16 protein-coding genes and 1 riboswitch are annotated in these 16,956 nt (G+C 70.9%); of the genes, 12 read left to right on the top strand and 4 right to left on the bottom strand.

Going from position 1 to position 16,956, the window contains the following annotated elements; all coding sequences use genetic code 11:
• On the top strand, positions 1–839 hold an 839-nt coding region (locus FRZ03_RS15030; RefSeq protein ID WP_146465818.1), incomplete at its 5' end, for a 1-aminocyclopropane-1-carboxylate deaminase/D-cysteine desulfhydrase.
• 4 nt (positions 840–843) lie between these two features.
• Here FRZ03_RS15030 and FRZ03_RS15025 read toward each other — a convergent pair.
• Complete coding sequence (locus FRZ03_RS15025) at positions 844–2,439, bottom strand: Na+/H+ antiporter (RefSeq protein ID WP_146465657.1); 1,596 nt, start codon at positions 2,437–2,439, stop codon at positions 844–846.
• Positions 2,440–2,500: 61 nt separating this feature from the next.
• Between FRZ03_RS15025 and FRZ03_RS15020 the strand changes: the two genes are divergently transcribed.
• From FRZ03_RS15020 to FRZ03_RS15010, 3 genes are all read left to right on the top strand, one after another.
• A complete protein-coding gene (locus tag FRZ03_RS15020; RefSeq protein ID WP_146465656.1) occupies positions 2,501–2,761 on the top strand; it encodes a UBP-type zinc finger domain-containing protein in 261 nt (86 codons plus the stop codon).
• Between the two features lie 342 nt (positions 2,762–3,103).
• On the top strand, positions 3,104–3,520 hold the full coding sequence (locus FRZ03_RS15015) for an ATP-binding protein (RefSeq protein WP_146465655.1): 417 nt from the start codon (positions 3,104–3,106) through the stop codon (positions 3,518–3,520).
• 20 nt (positions 3,521–3,540) lie between these two features.
• Complete coding sequence (locus tag FRZ03_RS15010; RefSeq protein WP_186785432.1) at positions 3,541–4,653, top strand: RNA polymerase sigma factor SigF; 1,113 nt, start codon at positions 3,541–3,543, stop codon at positions 4,651–4,653.
• A gap of 10 nt (positions 4,654–4,663) precedes the next feature.
• Here the strand turns inward: FRZ03_RS15010 and FRZ03_RS15005 are convergent, their stop codons facing one another.
• Positions 4,664–5,107, bottom strand: a complete 444-nt coding sequence (locus FRZ03_RS15005; protein ID WP_146465653.1) for a hypothetical protein — start codon at positions 5,105–5,107, stop codon at positions 4,664–4,666.
• A 207-nt stretch (positions 5,108–5,314) separates the two neighbouring features.
• On the opposite strand from FRZ03_RS15005, the gene FRZ03_RS15000 reads away from it, so the two are divergent.
• Together FRZ03_RS15000 and FRZ03_RS14995 are read left to right on the top strand one after the other, a co-directional pair.
• The gene (locus FRZ03_RS15000) at positions 5,315–6,283 is read left to right on the top strand and encodes a diacylglycerol/lipid kinase family protein (RefSeq protein ID WP_146465652.1); all 969 of its coding nucleotides are present in this window, start codon (positions 5,315–5,317) and stop codon (positions 6,281–6,283) included.
• Between the two features lie 320 nt (positions 6,284–6,603).
• Positions 6,604–6,861 (top strand): WhiB family transcriptional regulator, encoded by a 258-nt coding sequence (locus FRZ03_RS14995; RefSeq protein ID WP_003992873.1) that lies wholly within the window; start codon positions 6,604–6,606, stop codon positions 6,859–6,861.
• 287 nt (positions 6,862–7,148) lie between these two features.
• On the opposite strand, the gene FRZ03_RS14990 is transcribed toward FRZ03_RS14995, so the two are convergent.
• On the bottom strand, positions 7,149–8,615 hold the full coding sequence (locus tag FRZ03_RS14990; RefSeq protein ID WP_146465651.1) for a sensor histidine kinase: 1,467 nt from the start codon (positions 8,613–8,615) through the stop codon (positions 7,149–7,151).
• A gap of 525 nt (positions 8,616–9,140) precedes the next feature.
• On the opposite strand from FRZ03_RS14990, the gene nagB reads away from it, so the two are divergent.
• From nagB to FRZ03_RS14960, 6 genes are all read left to right on the top strand, one after another.
• Positions 9,141–9,926 (top strand): glucosamine-6-phosphate deaminase, encoded by a 786-nt coding sequence (nagB, locus tag FRZ03_RS14985; RefSeq protein WP_146465650.1) that lies wholly within the window; start codon positions 9,141–9,143, stop codon positions 9,924–9,926.
• Positions 9,927–10,114: 188 nt separating this feature from the next.
• Positions 10,115–10,879 carry a GntR family transcriptional regulator gene (locus FRZ03_RS14980; RefSeq protein WP_146465649.1) on the top strand — a complete coding sequence of 255 codons (765 nt, stop codon included), beginning with the start codon at positions 10,115–10,117 and terminating at the stop codon, positions 10,877–10,879.
• 121 nt (positions 10,880–11,000) lie between these two features.
• On the top strand, positions 11,001–11,264 hold the full coding sequence (locus FRZ03_RS14975; RefSeq protein ID WP_070026806.1) for a DUF3311 domain-containing protein: 264 nt from the start codon (positions 11,001–11,003) through the stop codon (positions 11,262–11,264).
• Complete coding sequence (gene mctP, locus FRZ03_RS14970) at positions 11,261–12,889, top strand: monocarboxylate uptake permease MctP (RefSeq protein WP_146465648.1); 1,629 nt, start codon at positions 11,261–11,263, stop codon at positions 12,887–12,889. The genes FRZ03_RS14975 and mctP overlap by 4 nt, the downstream gene beginning before the upstream one ends.
• A gap of 239 nt (positions 12,890–13,128) precedes the next feature.
• A riboswitch (cobalamin riboswitch) is annotated at positions 13,129–13,253 on the top strand.
• A gap of 125 nt (positions 13,254–13,378) precedes the next feature.
• Positions 13,379–15,742: a ribonucleoside-diphosphate reductase subunit alpha gene (locus FRZ03_RS14965; protein ID WP_146465647.1), complete on the top strand. Its 2,364-nt coding sequence runs from the start codon at positions 13,379–13,381 to the stop codon at positions 15,740–15,742.
• 56 nt (positions 15,743–15,798) lie between these two features.
• Positions 15,799–16,755 (top strand): ribonucleotide-diphosphate reductase subunit beta, encoded by a 957-nt coding sequence (locus FRZ03_RS14960; protein WP_261399122.1) that lies wholly within the window; start codon positions 15,799–15,801, stop codon positions 16,753–16,755.
• Here the strand turns inward: FRZ03_RS14960 and FRZ03_RS14955 are convergent.
• Positions 16,668–16,910 carry a hypothetical protein gene (locus tag FRZ03_RS14955; protein WP_146465646.1) on the bottom strand — a complete coding sequence of 81 codons (243 nt, stop codon included), beginning with the start codon at positions 16,908–16,910 and terminating at the stop codon, positions 16,668–16,670. The two genes, FRZ03_RS14960 and FRZ03_RS14955, sit on opposite strands and share 88 nt — an antisense overlap.
• Positions 16,911–16,956: the final 46 nt, after the last annotated feature.

Below are 16,956 nucleotides of genomic sequence, written 5' to 3'. Positions count from 1 at the left end.
GGTTCGAGCGGCGGGGCCTGCGGCTGGTGCTCAAGCGGGACGACCTCGTCCATCCCGAGCTGATCGGGAACAAGTGGCGCAAGCTCGTGCCGAACATCGCGGCGGCACGCGGGCGCCCGCTCGTCACGTTCGGCGGCGCCTACTCCAACCACCTGCGGGCCACCGCCGCGGCCGGGCGGCTGCTCGGGCTGGACACCACCGGGGTGGTCCGCGGCCAGGAGCTGGCCGACCGGCCGCTGAACCCGTCGCTGGCCCGGTGCGCGGCGGACGGCATGCGGCTGCACTTCGTCGACCGGTCGGCCTACCGCCGCAAGACGGAGCCGGAGACCCTGGCGGCGATCCTGCGGGCGGCCGGGGCGCAGGGGGCCTACGTCGTCCCGGAGGGCGGCAGCAACGCCGAGGCCGTGCGCGGCTGCCGGGCCCTCGGGGAGGAACTGCGCGGGCACGCCGAGGTCGTCGCGGTCGCCTGCGGCACCGGTGGCACGCTCGCCGGGCTCGCCGCCGGGCTGGGGCGGGGGCAGCGGGCGCTCGGGGTGCCGGTGCTCAAGGGCGGCTTCCTGGAGGCCGAGGTGCGGGCGTTGCAGGAACGTGCCTTCGGCGGCCGTACCGGCGACTGGTCCCTGGACGACCGCTTCCACTTCGGCGGGTACGCGCGCACGACGCCCGAACTCGACGCGTTCGCCGAGGACTTCGAGCAACGGCACGGACTGCCCGTGGAACGTCTCTATGTCGCCAAGTTGCTCTACGGACTCGTCACCCTCGCCGAGGAGGGCGCCTGCCCCCGCGGGACGACCCTCGCCGCCGTCGTCACCGGCCGGCCGTTTTCCGGGACCGCCTGACGCGCTACGCCGTCTCCCGGTGGGCCGCCGCCTCCTCCAGGTCCAGGTGCCTGAGCAGGGCGCGCAGCATCTCGTCGTCGATGTGGCGGTCGTCGCGCAGCCGGACGAAGACCTCGCGCTCGGCGCTGATCATCTCGCGGGACAGCCGCCGGTAGGTGTCGTCCACGGACTCGCCGGTGAGCGGGTTGACCTGGCCGAGGCGCTCCCAGACGGCGTTGCGGCGGCGCTCCAGGACCTCGCGCAGGCGGTCGGCGAGCGGCGGCGGGAGGGCGTTGCGCTCGTCGGCGAGGAGTTCGGTCAGGAGGCGTTCGGCGGCCAGCGAGGCCTGCGCCTGGGCGTTGGCCTCGGCCAGCGTCTCGGCCTGCCGGTCGCGGCCGGGGAACCCCATCAGGCGGATCAGCGGCGCGAGGGTGAGGCCCTGCACGACCAGGGTGCCGATGACCGTGGTGAAGGTCAGGAACAGGATCATGTCGCGCTGCGGGAAGGGGGCGCCGCCGCGCACGGTCTGCGGGATGGAGAAGGCGATGGCCAGGGACACCACGCCGCGCATCGCGGCCCAGGAGACCACGACCGGCGCCCGCCAGGTGGGGTTCTCCTCGCGTTCCCGCACGCGCCGCGACAGCAGGCGCGGCAGGAAGGTCGCCGGGAACGTCCACACGAACCGGGCCGCGACGACGACCAGGAAGACGGCGACGGCGTACCAGACGGCATCGGCGCCGTGGTAGGCGCCGAGTCCCTGGAGGATGGGCGGCAGCTGGAGGCCGATCAGGGCGAACACGGCCGACTCCAGCAGGAAGGCGACCATCCGCCACACCGCCTCCTCCTGGAGCCGGGTGGCGAAGTCGACCTCCCAGGAGTGGTGTCCCAGGTAGACGGCGACCACGACGACGGCGAGCACACCGGAGGCGTGCACCTGCTCGGCGACCCCGTAGGCGACGAACGGGATCAGCAGGGAGAGGGTGTTCTGGAGCAGCGCCTCGGTCAGCCGGGTGCGCAGCCAGTGGATCGGCACCATGAGCACCAGGCCGACGGCGACGCCGCCGACCGCCGCGCGCAGGAACTCCTCGAAGCCGCCCGCCCAGGTGGAGCCCGCGCCGACGGCGGCGGCGACGGCCACCTTGTAGGCGGTGATCGCGGTGGCGTCGTTCAGCAGGGACTCGCCCTGGAGGATCGTGGTGATGCGGGACGGCAGCCCGACCCGGCGGGCGATCGCGGCGGCGGCGACCGCGTCCGTCGGTGCCACGACCGCGCCGAGCACCAGGGCGGCGGGCAGCGGCAGCCCCGGCACGACGAGGTAGGCGACCCATCCCACGAGGAAGGTCGCGAAGAGCACGTACCCGACGGACAGCAGCCCGACCGGCCGCTTCTGCGCCCTCAGGTCGAGGTAGGAGCTCTCGGTGCCCTCCTTGTAGAGGAGTGGGGGCAGCACCAGGGGCAGGACGACCTCGGGTTCGAGCCTGTAGTCGGGCATGCCGGGGACGTACGACACCGCCAGGCCCACCGCGACCAGCAGCAGCGGGGCCGGCACCGGGGTGCGCCGGGCCGCCCCCGCCACCGCGGCACTGCCCGCCACCAGCAACAGCAGCGGCATCACGTTCATGGTTCCCGCCCACCCTCTTCTTCCGCGCGGCCACCCGCACACCCGTCGTAATCTGGCAATCATGAAACAGTGCACGCACGCCGACGCGCTGCCGCACCCCGAACCCGAACCGCTGACCGCGACCTGTCCGCAGTGCCTGGCGGACGGGACGCACCCGGTGCAGCTGCGGCTCTGCCTGACCTGTGGGCACGTCGGCTGCTGCGACTCCTCGCAGGGCCGGCACGCCACCGGGCACCACGAGACGTCCGGTCACCCGGTGATGCGGACCTTCGAGCCGGGCGAGGACTGGCGGTGGTGCTTCGTCGACCACGTCCTGGTCTGAGCCGCGAACGGGCCGCCCGATTCTCACGATCGGCATCCGATCGCTGATCGTGTTCCCGTCCGGCCACCTTCTCGTGTGACACTGCATGCGGCGGCGGATGTACGACGGTTCGGGCGTCTGACGTCTGGGTACGTCAACCCGGCGCGCGCTCTTCCGATTTGGGGCCGCACACCCCCTAGACACGGAGCGTATCCACAGCTTTACTGTGAGTGACGCCAGGGGGTTGGGGCCCCGGGACGGGAACATTCGGCGCGCGATAGCGTCACCGCTTGAACCACCTACGCGTTAGCCCCGGGGGGCGACCCTCGGCCCCGTAAAGCTTGTACCACCATGGAGGTGAGGGTGTCCCAGATCGCAGGCGAACCCGCGGCGAACCAGGATTTCGTGGAGGTCCGGCTGCCGGCCGCGGGTGCCTACCTGTCGGTGCTGCGGACGGCCACGGCCGGGCTGGCGGCGCGCTTGGACTTCACCCTGGACGAGATCGAGGACCTGCGCATCGCCGTGGACGAGGCCTGCGCGATCCTGCTCCAGCAGGCCGTACCCGGCTCGGTGCTCAGCTGCGTCTTCCGGCTCGTGGACGACTCGCTGGAAGTCACCGTCTCGGCGCCGACCACGGACGGCCATGCCCCTTCACGGGACACCTTCGCCTGGACCGTGCTGTCGGCCCTCGCGGGGAAGGTCTCGTCAGCCGTCGACGACGACAAGACGGTGTCCATCAGCCTCTACAAACAGCGCGGCGCGGGTCCCGGGCCGGCGTGAGGGAGAACGGGGACGGTCCGGTGCGGGACGAAGAGCGCGGCACGCGGGAGCTGCCGACCGGGGACGGGGGTGCCCCCTGGTCGAGTGCGGCCGAGACGTCCGGGGACGGCCCCCGCGACGGTTCCCGGCTCACGGCGGACGGCATCGACGGCATCCCCGAGCAGGCCAGGCCCCACCCGGAGGACCACTCCGCGCGGCCCGGCGGTGCGGGCACCGGCCCCGGCACCCCGCCGAAGGCCCGCGGCGGAGCCGGTTCCGCCGACCGCGCGGGGGCGAGGGCTCGGGGAAGGGCTACGGGCGGGACGATGAGCGAGCACGAGCGATACGCGGACGACGACGCGCCGGGCGCGGAGGCCGTGCAGGCCGCGGCGCACGACCCGCACGACCGCAGCGGGGCCCGCGCGATGTTCGTCGAGCTGCGCGGGCTCGACGCGGGCAGCGCGGAGTACGCGGAGCTGCGCAACCAGCTGGTCCGTATGCATCTGCCGCTCGTGGAGCACCTGGCCCGCCGGTTCCGCAACCGCGGCGAGCCGCTGGACGACCTCACCCAGGTCGCCACCATCGGGCTGATCAAGTCCGTGGACCGGTTCGACCCGGAGCGGGGCGTGGAGTTCTCCACGTACGCCACCCCGACCGTCGTCGGCGAGATCAAGCGGCACTTCCGGGACAAGGGCTGGGCGGTACGCGTGCCGCGCCGGCTCCAGGAGCTGCGGCTCTCGCTGACCACGGCGACGGCGGAGCTGTCCCAGTTGCACGGCCGCTCCCCCACGGTGCACGAGCTGGCCGAGAAGCTGGCCATCTCCGAGGAGGAGGTCCTGGAGGGCCTGGAGTCCGCGAACGCGTACTCCACGCTGTCCCTGGACGTCCCCGACACCGACGACGAGTCCCCGGCGGTCGCCGACACGCTCGGCGCGGAGGACGAGGCGCTGGAGGGGGTCGAGTACCGGGAGTCCCTCAAGCCGCTGCTGGAGGACCTGCCGCCGCGGGAGAAGCGGATTCTGCTGCTGCGCTTCTTCGGGAACATGACCCAGTCGCAGATCGCGCAGGAGGTCGGGATCTCCCAGATGCACGTCTCCCGGCTGCTGGCCCGCACGCTGGCGCAGCTGCGGGAGAAGCTGCTGGTGGAGGAGTAGAGCGCCTGCCCTACTCGGCGCGGCCCGGTCCCTTGATGCCGAGGGCCTGGGTCGTCTCCCGGTTGACGAGGAGCACGAGCGCCGCCACGGCGACCGCCGCGAGCACGATTCCCGCGGGCACCGCCATGCTGTCGGCCTTGAGCAGGTTGTAGGCCACGGGGAGGGCGATGAGCTGCGTGATCACGGCGGGTCCCCGGCTCCAGCCGCGGCGCAGCAGCAGGCCCCGGGCGGCGAGCAGCGGCAGCAGCGCGAGCACGGCCAGGGTGATGCCCAGGGTCACCGCCTGCTGCCGGTCGTCCGGCGTGCCGGTGACGCCGAGCACGAGCACCCACAGTCCGCCGGCGAGCAGGGCGACGCCCTCCAGGGCGGCGAGGACGGCGGCGTACGTCAGCCGGCGGGGCCGGGTGCCGGCGCCCTCGGCGGTCTCCTGCGGGGAAGTCTGCTCACTGCTCACCCCAGCAGGGTAGCCGTCGGCGGGTCGCGGACGGGGACGGGGACACTCGCCGCCGCCGCGCCAAGAACCCGTCCCGCAACCGCGCCGCGCACGGCTCCCCCTCGCCCCTCGCGGCGCCCGGTACGTGTCCAGGGTCACGCCCCCGCCTCTTACCCGTTCCACACCTCGGGCTGGGTCGAGTACCACCCAGTAGGTACGCTGCCTTGCATGCGTGCTCTTCTCGTGGTCAATCCGGCGGCTACCACCACAAGCGCACGCAGGCGTGATGTGCTGATCCACGCGCTCGCCAGCGAGATGAAGCTGGAGGCGGTGACCACCGAGTACCGGGGGCACGCCCGGGACCTGGGGCGGCAGGCCGCGGAGAGCGACGACATCGACATGGTCGTGGCGCTCGGCGGCGACGGCACCGTCAACGAGGTGGTCAACGGGCTGCTGCACGCCGGCCCGGACCCCGACCGGCTGCCCGGACTGGCCGTGGTGCCCGGCGGCTCCACCAATGTCTTCGCCCGCGCGCTCGGGCTGCCCAACGATCCCGTCGAGGCCACCGGCGCCCTGCTGGACGCCCTGCGCGAGGGCCGGGAGCGGCTGGTGGGCCTCGGCCTGACCTCGGGACCGCCCGGCACCGAGGACGAGGGCGTGCCGAGCCGCTGGTTCACCTTCAACGCGGGGCTGGGCTTCGACGCGGGCGTGGTCGGCCGGGTCGAGCAGCAGCGCGAGCGGGGCAAGAAGTCGACGCACGCCCTGTACGTCCGCCAGGTGCTCCGGCAGTTCCTCGGCGAGGCCAACCGCCGCCGGGGCACGATCACCCTGGAGCGGCCCGGCGAGGACCCGATCGAGGACCTGGTTGTCGCCATAGTCTCGAACACGTCCCCTTGGACGTATCTCGGCAATCGCCCGATGTACACGTCACCTAAGGCCTCGTTCGACACGGGCATCGACGTGCTCGGCCTGAGCCGCCTGTCGACGGCCGCGGTTGCCCGGTATGGCACCCAGTTGCTCACTTCGTCCCCCGAGCGCGGACCCCATGGCAGGCATGCCGTCTCACTCCATGATCTGGACCGCTTCACCTTGCATTCGAAGGCGCCCCTGCCCCTCCAGATGGACGGTGACCACCTGGGGCTGCGCCGAAGCGTGACGTTCACAGGCGTACGCCGCGCACTGCGTGTGATTGTGTGAGTGGAAGAGGCGAAAGTCCTTTCACTCGAACGTTTAGGCCAGGGTCCACCCCATGGAAGTACGGCTGTGACCCAGTCGACACCGAGGAATCAAAAAAAACTTTCCGGAAGGGGTTGTATCCGCCGCTGAGGTTTGCGAGTCTCTACGTGGCGATCGGGACGGCCCGCAAGACCGGCCTCCACTGATCACCGGAACCCCTCTTCATACCAAGGACCACGCCGGGGAAGACCCGGCGGTCGGCCCTTCACTTGTCGAGGGATTCGTGAAAGCGTTCACATTCACAAGCAACTTGCACGTAATACCAAGGAGAGGTAGCAGCCATGGACTGGCGTCACAACGCCGTTTGCCGCGAGGAAGACCCCGAGCTCTTCTTCCCCATCGGCAACACCGGTCCCGCGCTGCTGCAGATCGAGGAAGCCAAGGCCGTCTGCCGCCGCTGCCCGGTGATCGAGCAGTGTCTGCAGTGGGCGCTTGAGTCCGGCCAGGACTCCGGCGTCTGGGGTGGCCTCAGCGAGGACGAGCGTCGCGCGATGAAGCGCCGTGCCGCCCGCAACCGGGCCCGTCAGGCCTCCGCCTGACACACCCACCCCAGGTGACAGCCTGAGCTTGGCGGCGCGTGCATCGCGTACGCATCTCCCGCCCCCGAGCAGCAGCGCGCAGTATCCCCCGATGCCGCCAGCGAACAGCAGCGCAGCAACGAGCACAAGCCTCGGACCAACGACGGTCCGGGGCTTTTTGCTGTGCTCACCCAGGCGCTTCCCCGGCGCCCCCGCGCCGTGCGGCCGTCGGCTGCCCGCCGGCTCCAACGGCCTTCCGGACCGGGCCCGTTGGCCGGGCCCATCGGCTGCTTCCCGCCGCTTCGCCGCTACTTCTCGGCGCGCACCGGGATGTCCAGCAGCACCCTGGTCCCCCGCCGCGGGGCCGGGACCATGTCGAAGCTGCCACCCAGTTCGCCCTCGACCAGGGTCCGTACGATCTGCAGGCCCAGGTTGCCCGAGCGGTGCGGGTCGAAGCCCTCGGGCAGGCCGACGCCGTCGTCCTGGACCGTGACCAGCAGGCGGGCCTCCTTGGTCGTGCCGCCGCGCACCGCCGCGACCTCCACCGTGCCGGTCTCGCCCTCGCCGAAGCCGTGCTCCAGGGCGTTCTGCAGCACCTCGGTGAGGACCATGGACAGCGGGGTGGCCACCTCGGCGTCGAGTATCCCGAACCGCCCGCTGCGCCGGCCGGTCACCTTGCCCGGCGAGATCTCGGCGACCATCGCGAGCACCCGGTCGGCGATGTCGTCGAACTCCACCCGCTCGTCCAGGTTCTGGGACAGCGTCTCGTGCACGATGGCGATGGAGCCGACCCGACGCACCGCCTCCTCCAGGGCCGCGCGACCGCTCTCCGAGTCGATGCGCCGGGCCTGGAGCCGCAGCAGGGCGGCCACCGTCTGGAGGTTGTTCTTCACCCGGTGGTGGATCTCCCGGATGGTCGCGTCCTTGGTGATCAACTCGCGCTCGCGCCGCCGCAGTTCGGTGACGTCCCGGCACAGCACCAGCGCCCCGATCCGGGTGCCCTTGGGCTTGAGCGGGATGGACCGGAACTGGATCACCCCGTCCGCCGACTCGATCTCGAACTCGCGCGGCGCCCAGCCGCTGGCCACCTTCGCCAGCGCCTCGTCCACCGGGCCCCGGGTGGGGGCCAGCTCGGCGGTGGTCTGCCCGAGGTGGTGCCCGACCAGGTCGGCGGCGAGGCCGAGGCGGTGGTAGGCGGACAGGGCGTTCGGGGAGGCGTACTGGACGATGCCGTCGGCGTCGAGCCGGATCAGGCCGTCGCCGACGCGCGGGGAGGCGTCCATGTCGACCTGCTGCCCGGGGAAGGGGAAGGAGCCGGCCGCGATCATCTGGGCGAGGTCGGAGGCGCTCTGGAGGTAGGTCAGCTCCAGCCGGCTCGGGGTGCGGACGGTGAGCAGGTTGGTGTTGCGCGCGATCACCCCGAGGACCCGGCCCTCGCGCCGCACGGGGATGGACTCCACCCGTACGGGGACCTCTTCGCGCCACTCCGGGTCGCCCTCGCGCACGATCCGGCCCTCGTCCAGGGCCGCGTCCAGCATGGGCCGCCGGCCGCGCGGGACCAGGTGGCCGACCATGTCGTCCTGGTAGGAGGTGGGGCCGGTGTTGGGGCGCATCTGGGCGACCGAGACGTACCGGGTGCCGTCCCGGGTGGGGACCCAGAGCACCAGGTCGGCGAAGGAGAGGTCGGACAGCAGCTGCCACTCCGAGACCAGCAGGTGCAGCCACTCCAGATCGGAGTCGTCGAGGGCGGTGTGCTGGCGGACCAGCTCGTTCATGGAGGGCACCCTGCGAGCGTACCGGGGCCGTTGAGCCGGCCGGAAAACACCCGCGGGCCGCGGCGCCTGGAAGGGACCCTCAACCCTCCCGGCACCGCAGCCCGGAGCATCATCGGCCGCGGGGTGTGCGGTCCCGGCCGGCCGAAGGCCGAGGAGCCGGGGCAGTCAGGGCAGAGAGCGCCGGTTCCTCGATCCGCCTTCCTGTGCGGGGAAGACGGAGGCTTGTTTGTTCTCTTCGAACTCCGAACCTCTTCGAACGGTTCGAACAGTTCTCTTCGATTGTGGACTGGACCATGAGGCATGTCCATGCCCTTGCGGGCACGCACGGCGCCGTCGAGCGGCCGTCCGCGCCCCTGGCACTCGATGCCACGCGCAGCCTAGCCCGCCCCGGCCGGCCATGGGGACACACGGCGACGGCAATTTCCGCGACCCCGGCCGCGAGCCATCGGCAGCGGGGGCCCGTTCTGTTAGATTGGTCTAAACCACATAGACGCACAGAGCCCTCTCCAGAACGGCAGGCCCAGCGTGGAAGTTGTCATCGTTCCGGACGCCGCGGCGGGTGGCGAGCTGATCGCCGAGGCCATGGCGCAGCTGCTGCGACGCAAGCCCGACGCCCTGCTCGGCGTCGCCACCGGCTCCACCCCGCTGCCCGTCTACCAGGCGCTCGCCGCCAAGGTGCGCGCCGGCGCCGTGGACACCTCGCGGGCCCGCATAGCCCAGCTCGACGAGTACGTGGGGCTGCCCGCCGACCACCCCGAGTCCTACCGCTCGGTGCTGCGCCGGGAGGTGCTGGAGCCGCTCGGCATCGGCATGGACGCCTTCCTCGGCCCCGACGGCACGGCCGAGGACATCCAGGCGGCGTGCGAGGCGTACGACCGCACGCTCGCGGCGGCCGGCGGGGTGGACCTCCAGCTCCTCGGGATCGGCACCGACGGGCACATCGGGTTCAACGAGCCCTGCTCCTCGCTGGCCTCCCGCACCCGGATCAAGACCCTGACCGAGCAGACCCGCGTCGACAACGCGCGCTTCTTCGACGGCGACATCGAGCAGGTCCCGCACCACGTCGTCACCCAGGGGATCGGCACCATCCTGGAGGCCCGCCACCTGGTGCTGCTGGCGACCGGCGAGAACAAGGCGGACGCGGTCGCGGCGACCGTCGAGGGCCCGGTCGCCGCCGTCTGCCCGGCCTCCGCGCTCCAGCTGCACCCGCACGCCACGGTGGTGGTGGACGAGGCGGCCGCCGGCAAGCTGAAGCTGGCCGACTACTTCCGGCACACCTACGCCAACAAGCCGGAGTGGCAGGGAATCTAGTGCTGCGGCAGGGGCGGCGACCGCACCCGCCGCCCCTGCTGGACTAGACCAACCAGGGCCGCAACGGTATATAGAGGAGATCACGGAGCGTGCGGGTGGAGTCCTGACACAGCGAGCCGTGCCACGATGTGAGCCGTGGCCGATGGGATGTCGGTCGCTTTCGGCATCCGGAGCCGGGAAGGCAGAGCATGAGCACCGATGTCAGCAGCGCGGAGACCGAGGCCGGCACGACCGTCCGCACCGCGCGCGTGCCGAAGTACTACCGTTTGAAGAAGCACCTGCTCGACATGACGGAGACGCAGGCACCGGGCACGCCGGTCCCGCCGGAGCGCACGCTGGCCGCGGAGTTCGACACCTCCCGCACCACGGTCCGCCAGGCACTGCAGGAGCTGGTCGTCGAGGGCCGGCTGGAGCGCATCCAGGGCAAGGGCACCTTCGTCGCCAAGCCCAAGGTCTCCCAGGCGCTCCAGCTCACCTCCTACACCGAGGACATGCGCGCCCAGGGCCTGGAACCGACCTCCCAGCTGCTGGACATCGGCTACATCACCGCCGACGACCGGCTCGCCGGGCTGCTGGACATCACCGCCGGGGGACGCGTGCTGCGCATCGAGCGGCTGCGCATGGCCAACGGCGAGCCCATGGCGATAGAGACCACGCACCTGTCCGCCAAGCGCTTCCCGGCGCTGCGCCGCTCGCTGGTCAAGTACACCTCCCTTTACACCGCGCTCGCCGAGGTCTACGACGTCCATCTCGCCGAGGCCGAGGAGACCATCGAGACCTCCCTGGCCACCCCGCGCGAGGCGAGCCTGCTGGGCACCGACGTGGGTCTGCCGATGCTGATGCTGTCCCGGCACTCCGTGGACCGCGCCGGCCAGCCGGTGGAGTGGGTGCGCTCGGTCTACCGGGGCGACCGGTACAAGTTCGTCGCCCGCCTCAAGCGCCCCCTGGACTAGGGCCGGGCCGCGCCTTCGCCGAATCGATATACCGACCTGCGGACAGGGTCTTCCCTGCCACGACACCGTCACCTAGATTGCCTGCGCATTACAGGTGATCAGCGAGGGACGGAGCCGTGACATGTCCGAAACACCTGAAGTGAGACCACCGGTCGTGACACCGGTGAGGGTGATCATCGGCCTGTGTCTCGTCGCGCCTTTCGTGGCGATGCTGTGGGTCGGCTCGTACGCGAAGACGGACCCCGCCTTCATCGGGATCCCGTTCTTCTACTGGTACCAGATGGTCTGGGTGCTGATCTCCACCGCGCTCACCATGATCGCGTACAAGCTGTGGCAGCACGACCAGCGCTCCCGCAAGGACGCTCAGGGGGGTGCGGCGCGGTGAAGGACGGCGTCAACGGCGTCGCGCTCGGCGTCTTCATCTTCTTCTTCCTGGCCGTCACGGTCATGGGCTTCCTCGCCGCACGCTGGCGGCGGGCCGAGAACGAGCACTCGCTGGACGAATGGGGCCTGGGCGGACGGTCGTTCGGCACCTGGATCACATGGTTCCTGCTCGGCGGCGACCTGTACACGGCGTACACCTTCGTCGCCGTGCCGGCGGCGATCTACGCGGCGGGCGCGTCCGGCTTCTTCGCGGTGCCGTACACGATCCTGGTGTACCCGCTGATCTTCACGTTCCTGCCGCGCCTGTGGTCGGTCTCGCACCGCCACGGGTACGTCACCACCTCCGACTTCGTGCGCGGCCGGTTCGGTTCGAAGGGGCTGTCGCTCGCGGTGGCGCTGACCGGCATCCTCGCGACGATGCCGTACATCGCGCTGCAACTCGTCGGCATCCAGGCGGTGCTGGACGTGATGGGCGTCGGCGGCGGCGACAACACCAACGAGTTCGTGAAGGACCTGCCGCTGCTGATCGCCTTCGCGGTGCTGGCGGCGTACACGTACTCCTCGGGCCTGCGGGCGCCCGCGCTGATCGCCTTCGTCAAGGACGCGCTGATCTACATCGTGATCCTGGTGGCGATCATCTACATCCCGATCAAGCTGGGCGGGTTCGACGACATCTTCGCCAAGGCGGGCCACGCCTTCAGCCAGATCAGCCCGAAGACCGGCAAGCCGCGCGGGGCGCTCGCGCCACCGGCGGCGGGCCAGTGGTCGTACGCCACCCTGGCGCTGGGCTCGGCGCTCGCGCTGTTCATGTACCCGCACTCGATCACCGCGACGCTCTCCTCCCGCAGCCGTGAGGTGATCCGGCGCAACACCACGATCCTGCCGCTGTACTCCCTGATGCTCGGCCTGCTGGCGCTGCTGGGCTTCATGGCGATCGCGGCCGGGGTCAAGGTGGACAACGGGCAGCTGGCGATCCCGCAGCTGTTCGAGGACATGTTCCCGGACTGGTTCACGGGTGTGGCCTTCGCGGCCATCGGCATCGGCGCGCTGGTTCCGGCGGCGATCATGTCCATCGCGGCGGCGAACCTCTTCACCCGCAACATCTACAAGGACTTCATCAAGCCGGACGCCACGCCGAAGCAGGAGGCCCAGGTCTCCAAGTTCGTGTCGCTGCTGGTGAAGGTGGGCGCGCTGGTCTTCGTGCTCGGCATGGACAAGACGGTCGCGATCAACTTCCAGCTGCTGGGCGGCATCTGGATCCTCCAGACGTTCCCGGCGCTGGTCGGCGGCCTGTTCACCCGCTGGTTCCACCGCTGGGCGCTGCTCGCCGGCTGGGCGGTCGGCATGGTCTACGGCACCCTCGCCGCGTACGGCGTCGCCTCGCCGACCCAGAAGCACTTCGGCGGCTCGGCCGACGAGATCCCGGGCATCGGCCAGATCGGCTACATCGGCATGACGGCGTTCGTGCTGAACGTCGTGGTGACCGTCGTCCTCACCGTCGTCCTGAAGGCCGTGAAGGCGCCCGAGGGCGTGGACGAGACGAGCCCCGGGGACTACACGGCGGACGTGGGCGACCCGGGCGTCGAGGCGGAACTGCCGCCCGCCACGGCGGGGAGCACCCACTAGGGTCTTTCGTTCGCACGGGCCGCCGGAGAGCACATGCTCCGGCGGCCCGTCGTCGTGCGCGCTCTGCCCGCGCGGCGCCCACCGGCTCCGCGAACGGCCGGGTTCCGTCCGCACGCCCGACCGGGACGGGAATCGCCCGCCGGAGCCGGACGACGTCACTCTCCCCGCTGACGAGCTGACGCTCTGATACCACGGCGACACAACATCTGGGGGTGACACGGCAGCCCGGCACTAGATGTATGCTCATGCTCGCTGTCGCCGCAGGGGAATCCGGTGCGAATCCGGAACTGTCCCGCAACGGTGTACTTGCGCGTATCCGCGCACAGGAGTCAGTCCGAGGACCTGCCGACAGCGCACCCGGCCGTCCGGTCCGGGTGCCCTGAGACGTCCGGGCCTCGTGGAGTGGGCCGGTGGACGCGACGCCGTGTGCGCTCGTGGCTGCCCCCTGCCCTCCGCCAGGCCCCCGTGCCGAGCGAGGGAGAGCCCCACGTGACCATCGCGCCAGCCGACCCGGCATCAATTCCGGGTCTGGAGAACGACGGTCCCGGTGCCGCGCTGCTGCGGACCCTGACCGAGCTGACCGCAGACCTCCCCGACGCCGACCCCGGCCGGGTCGCCGCCGCCACGCTGCGCGGCCGGTCGGCCCACGCCGACGAGGCGGAGCTGCGCGAGCTCGCGACCGAGGCCGCGGCCGGCCTGATCTCCGAGGACCCCGCGTACTCGCGGCTCGCCGCCCGGCTGCTGACCGTCTCCATCCGGGCCGAGGCCGCCTCGCAGGGCGTGACCTCGTTCACCGAGTCGGTCGCCGTCGGACACCGCGAAGGCCTCATCGCCGACCGCACCGCCGAGTTCGCGCGGATCCACGCCGCCCGGCTGGACGCGCTGGTGGACACGGGCGCCGACGACCGCTTCGGCTACTTCGGCCTGCGCACCCTGTACAGCCGCTACCTGCTGCGCCACCCGATCACCCGCAAGGTCGTCGAGACGCCCCAGCACTTCATGCTGCGGGTCGCCGCGGGGCTGGCCGAGGACGACTCCGTCCGCTCGGTGGACGAGGTCGCCGCGCTCTACGGGCTCATGAGCCGGCTCGACTACCTGCCCTCCTCCCCCACGCTGTTCAACTCCGGCACCCGGCACCCCCAGATGTCGTCCTGCTACCTCCTCGACTCCCCGCTGGACGAGCTGGACTCCATCTACGACCGCTACCACCAGGTCGCCCGGCTCTCCAAGCACGCGGGCGGCATCGGGCTGTCGTACTCCCGCATCCGGGCCCGCGGTTCGCTGATCCGGGGCACCAACGGGCACTCCAACGGCATCGTGCCGTTCCTGAAGACCCTGGACGCCTCGGTGGCCGCGGTGAACCAGGGCGGCCGGCGCAAGGGCGCGGCCGCGGTGTACCTGGAGACCTGGCACTCCGACATCGAGGAGTTCCTGGAGCTGCGGGACAACACCGGTGAGGACGCCCGCCGCACGCACAACCTGAACCTCGCGCACTGGGTGCCGGACGAGTTCATGCGCCGGGTGGACGCCGACGAGCAATGGTCGCTGTTCTCCCCGTCGGACGTGCCGGAGCTGGTGGACCTGTGGGGCGACGCGTTCGACGCCGCCTACCGCGCGGCGGAGCGCAAGGGGCTGGCGAAGAAGACCATGCCCGCCCGTGAGCTGTACGGCCGGATGATGCGCACCCTCGCGCAGACCGGCCAGGGCTGGATGACCTTCAAGGACGCCGCCAACCGCACCGCCAACCAGACCGCCGAGCCGGGCCAGGTCATCCACTCCTCCAACCTCTGCACGGAGATCCTGGAGGTCACCGACGACGGCGAGACGGCGGTCTGCAACCTGGGCTCCGTCAACCTGGGCGCGTTCGTCGACACGGCGGCGCAGGACATCGACTGGGAGCGGCTCGACGAGACCGTCCGCACGGCCGTCACCTTCCTCGACCGCGTCGTGGACATCAACTTCTACCCGACCGAGCAGGCCGGCCGCTCCAACGCCAAGTGGCGTCCGGTGGGCCTCGGCGCGATGGGTCTCCAGGACGTCTTCTTCAAGCTGCGGCTGCCCTTCGACTCCCCCGAGGCGAAGGCACTGTCCACCCGGATCGCCGAGCGGATCATGCTCGCCGCGTACGAGGCGTCCGCCGACCTCGCCGAGCGCAACGGCCCGCTGCCGGCCTGGGAGCGGACCCGTACCGCGCGCGGGGTGCTGCACCCCGACCACTACGGCGTCCAGGAGACCTGGCCCGAGCGCTGGGCGGCGCTGCGCACGCGGATCGCCGCGGTCGGCCTGCGCAACTCGCTGCTGCTGGCGATCGCGCCGACGGCCACCATCGCCTCCATCGCGGGCGTGTACGAGTGCATCGAGCCGCAGGTGTCCAACCTGTTCAAGCGCGAGACGCTGTCCGGGGAGTTCCTCCAGGTCAACTCCTACCTGGTGCAGGACCTGAAGGAGCTGGGCGTCTGGGACGCGCGCACCCGGGAGGCGCTGCGCGAGTCCAACGGCTCGGTGCAGGGCTTCGCGTGGATCCCCGAGGAGGTGCGGGCGCTGTACCGCACGGCCTGGGAGATCCCGCAGCGCGGTCTGATCGACATGGCGGCGGCGCGCACCCCCTTCCTCGACCAGGCGCAGTCCCTGAACCTGTTCATGGAGACGCCGACCATCGGCAAGCTCTCCTCGATGTACGCGTACGCCTGGAAGTCCGGGCTGAAGACGACGTACTACCTGCGCTCGCGCCCGGCGACCCGGATCGCCCGTGCCGCCCGGGCGCAGCAGACCATCCCCGTCCAGCAGGTCGCCGACCCCGACGCCGTCGCCTGCTCCCTGGAAAACCCCGAGTCCTGCGAGGCCTGCCAGTGAAGACCGAACGACACACCAACCTGCTCGACCCGGGCTTCGAACTGACCCTGCGCCCCATGCGCTACCCCGACTTCTACGAGCGCTACCGGGACGCCATCAAGAACACCTGGACCGTGGAGGAGGTCGACCTCCACTCGGACGTCGCCGACCTCGCGAAGCTCAGCCCGGCCGAGCAGCATCTGATCGGCCGCCTGGTCGCGTTCTTCGCGACGGGTGACTCGATCGTCGCCAACAACCTGGTGCTCACGCTGTACAAGCACATCAACTCCCCCGAGGCGCGGCTCTACCTGAGCCGCCAGCTGTTCGAGGAGGCCGTGCACGTCCAGTTCTATCTGACGCTCCTGGACACCTACCTGCCCGACCCGGACGACCGGACGGCGGCGTTCGCGGCCGTCGAGAACATCCCCTCGATCCGCGAGAAGGCCGAGTTCTGCTTCAAGTGGATCGACTCGGTGGACAAGATCGACCGCCTGGAGACGCAGGCGGACCGCCGGCGCTTCCTGCTCAACCTGATCTGCTTCGCCGCGTGCATCGAGGGCCTGTTCTTCTACGGCGCCTTCGCGTACGTCTACTGGTTCCGCAGCCGGGGCCTGCTGCACGGCCTGGCGACCGGCACCAACTGGGTGTTCCGCGACGAGACGATGCACATGTCCTTCGCCTTCGACGTGGTCGACACCGTCCGCAAGGAGGAGCCGGAGCTGTTCGACGACCGGCTCCGGCAGGAGGTCACCGACATGCTGCGGGAGGCCGTCGAGGCCGAGCTGCAGTTCGCGCGCGACCTGTGCGGTGACGGCCTCCCGGGCATGAACACCGAGTCGATGCGGCAGTACCTGGAGTGCGTGGCCGACCAGCGGCTGACCCGGCTGGGCTTCGCGCCGGTCTACGGCTCCGAGAACCCCTTCTCCTTCATGGAGCTCCAGGGCGTTCAGGAGCTGACCAACTTCTTCGAGCGCCGCCCGTCGGCGTACCAGGTGGCGGTGGAGGGCACCGTCGATCTGGACGAGGACTTCTGAGCCTCCTGCTCCCGGTGGGCCTCCTGGGCCTTCCTGATCTGCCGGTCGATGCGCCTGTCGCGCAGGATGCCGAGCACGGAGGGGAGGACCAGGAGGACCAGGATGCCGAGAGTGGCGGTCATTCCGATCAGGCCTTGGATCTGGTTTCCAGTCATGCCACTACTGTCCTGCCGGACACTGCTGACCGGGAGTGGCAGGACT

The organism is Streptomyces misionensis (genome assembly GCF_007896895.1).
In the GTDB taxonomy this organism is placed as follows: Bacteria; Actinomycetota; Actinomycetes; order Streptomycetales; family Streptomycetaceae; genus Streptomyces; species Streptomyces misionensis_A.
The sequence above is the reverse complement of the archived record's forward strand: the minus strand, read 5'-3'. Positions and strand labels throughout refer to the sequence as shown.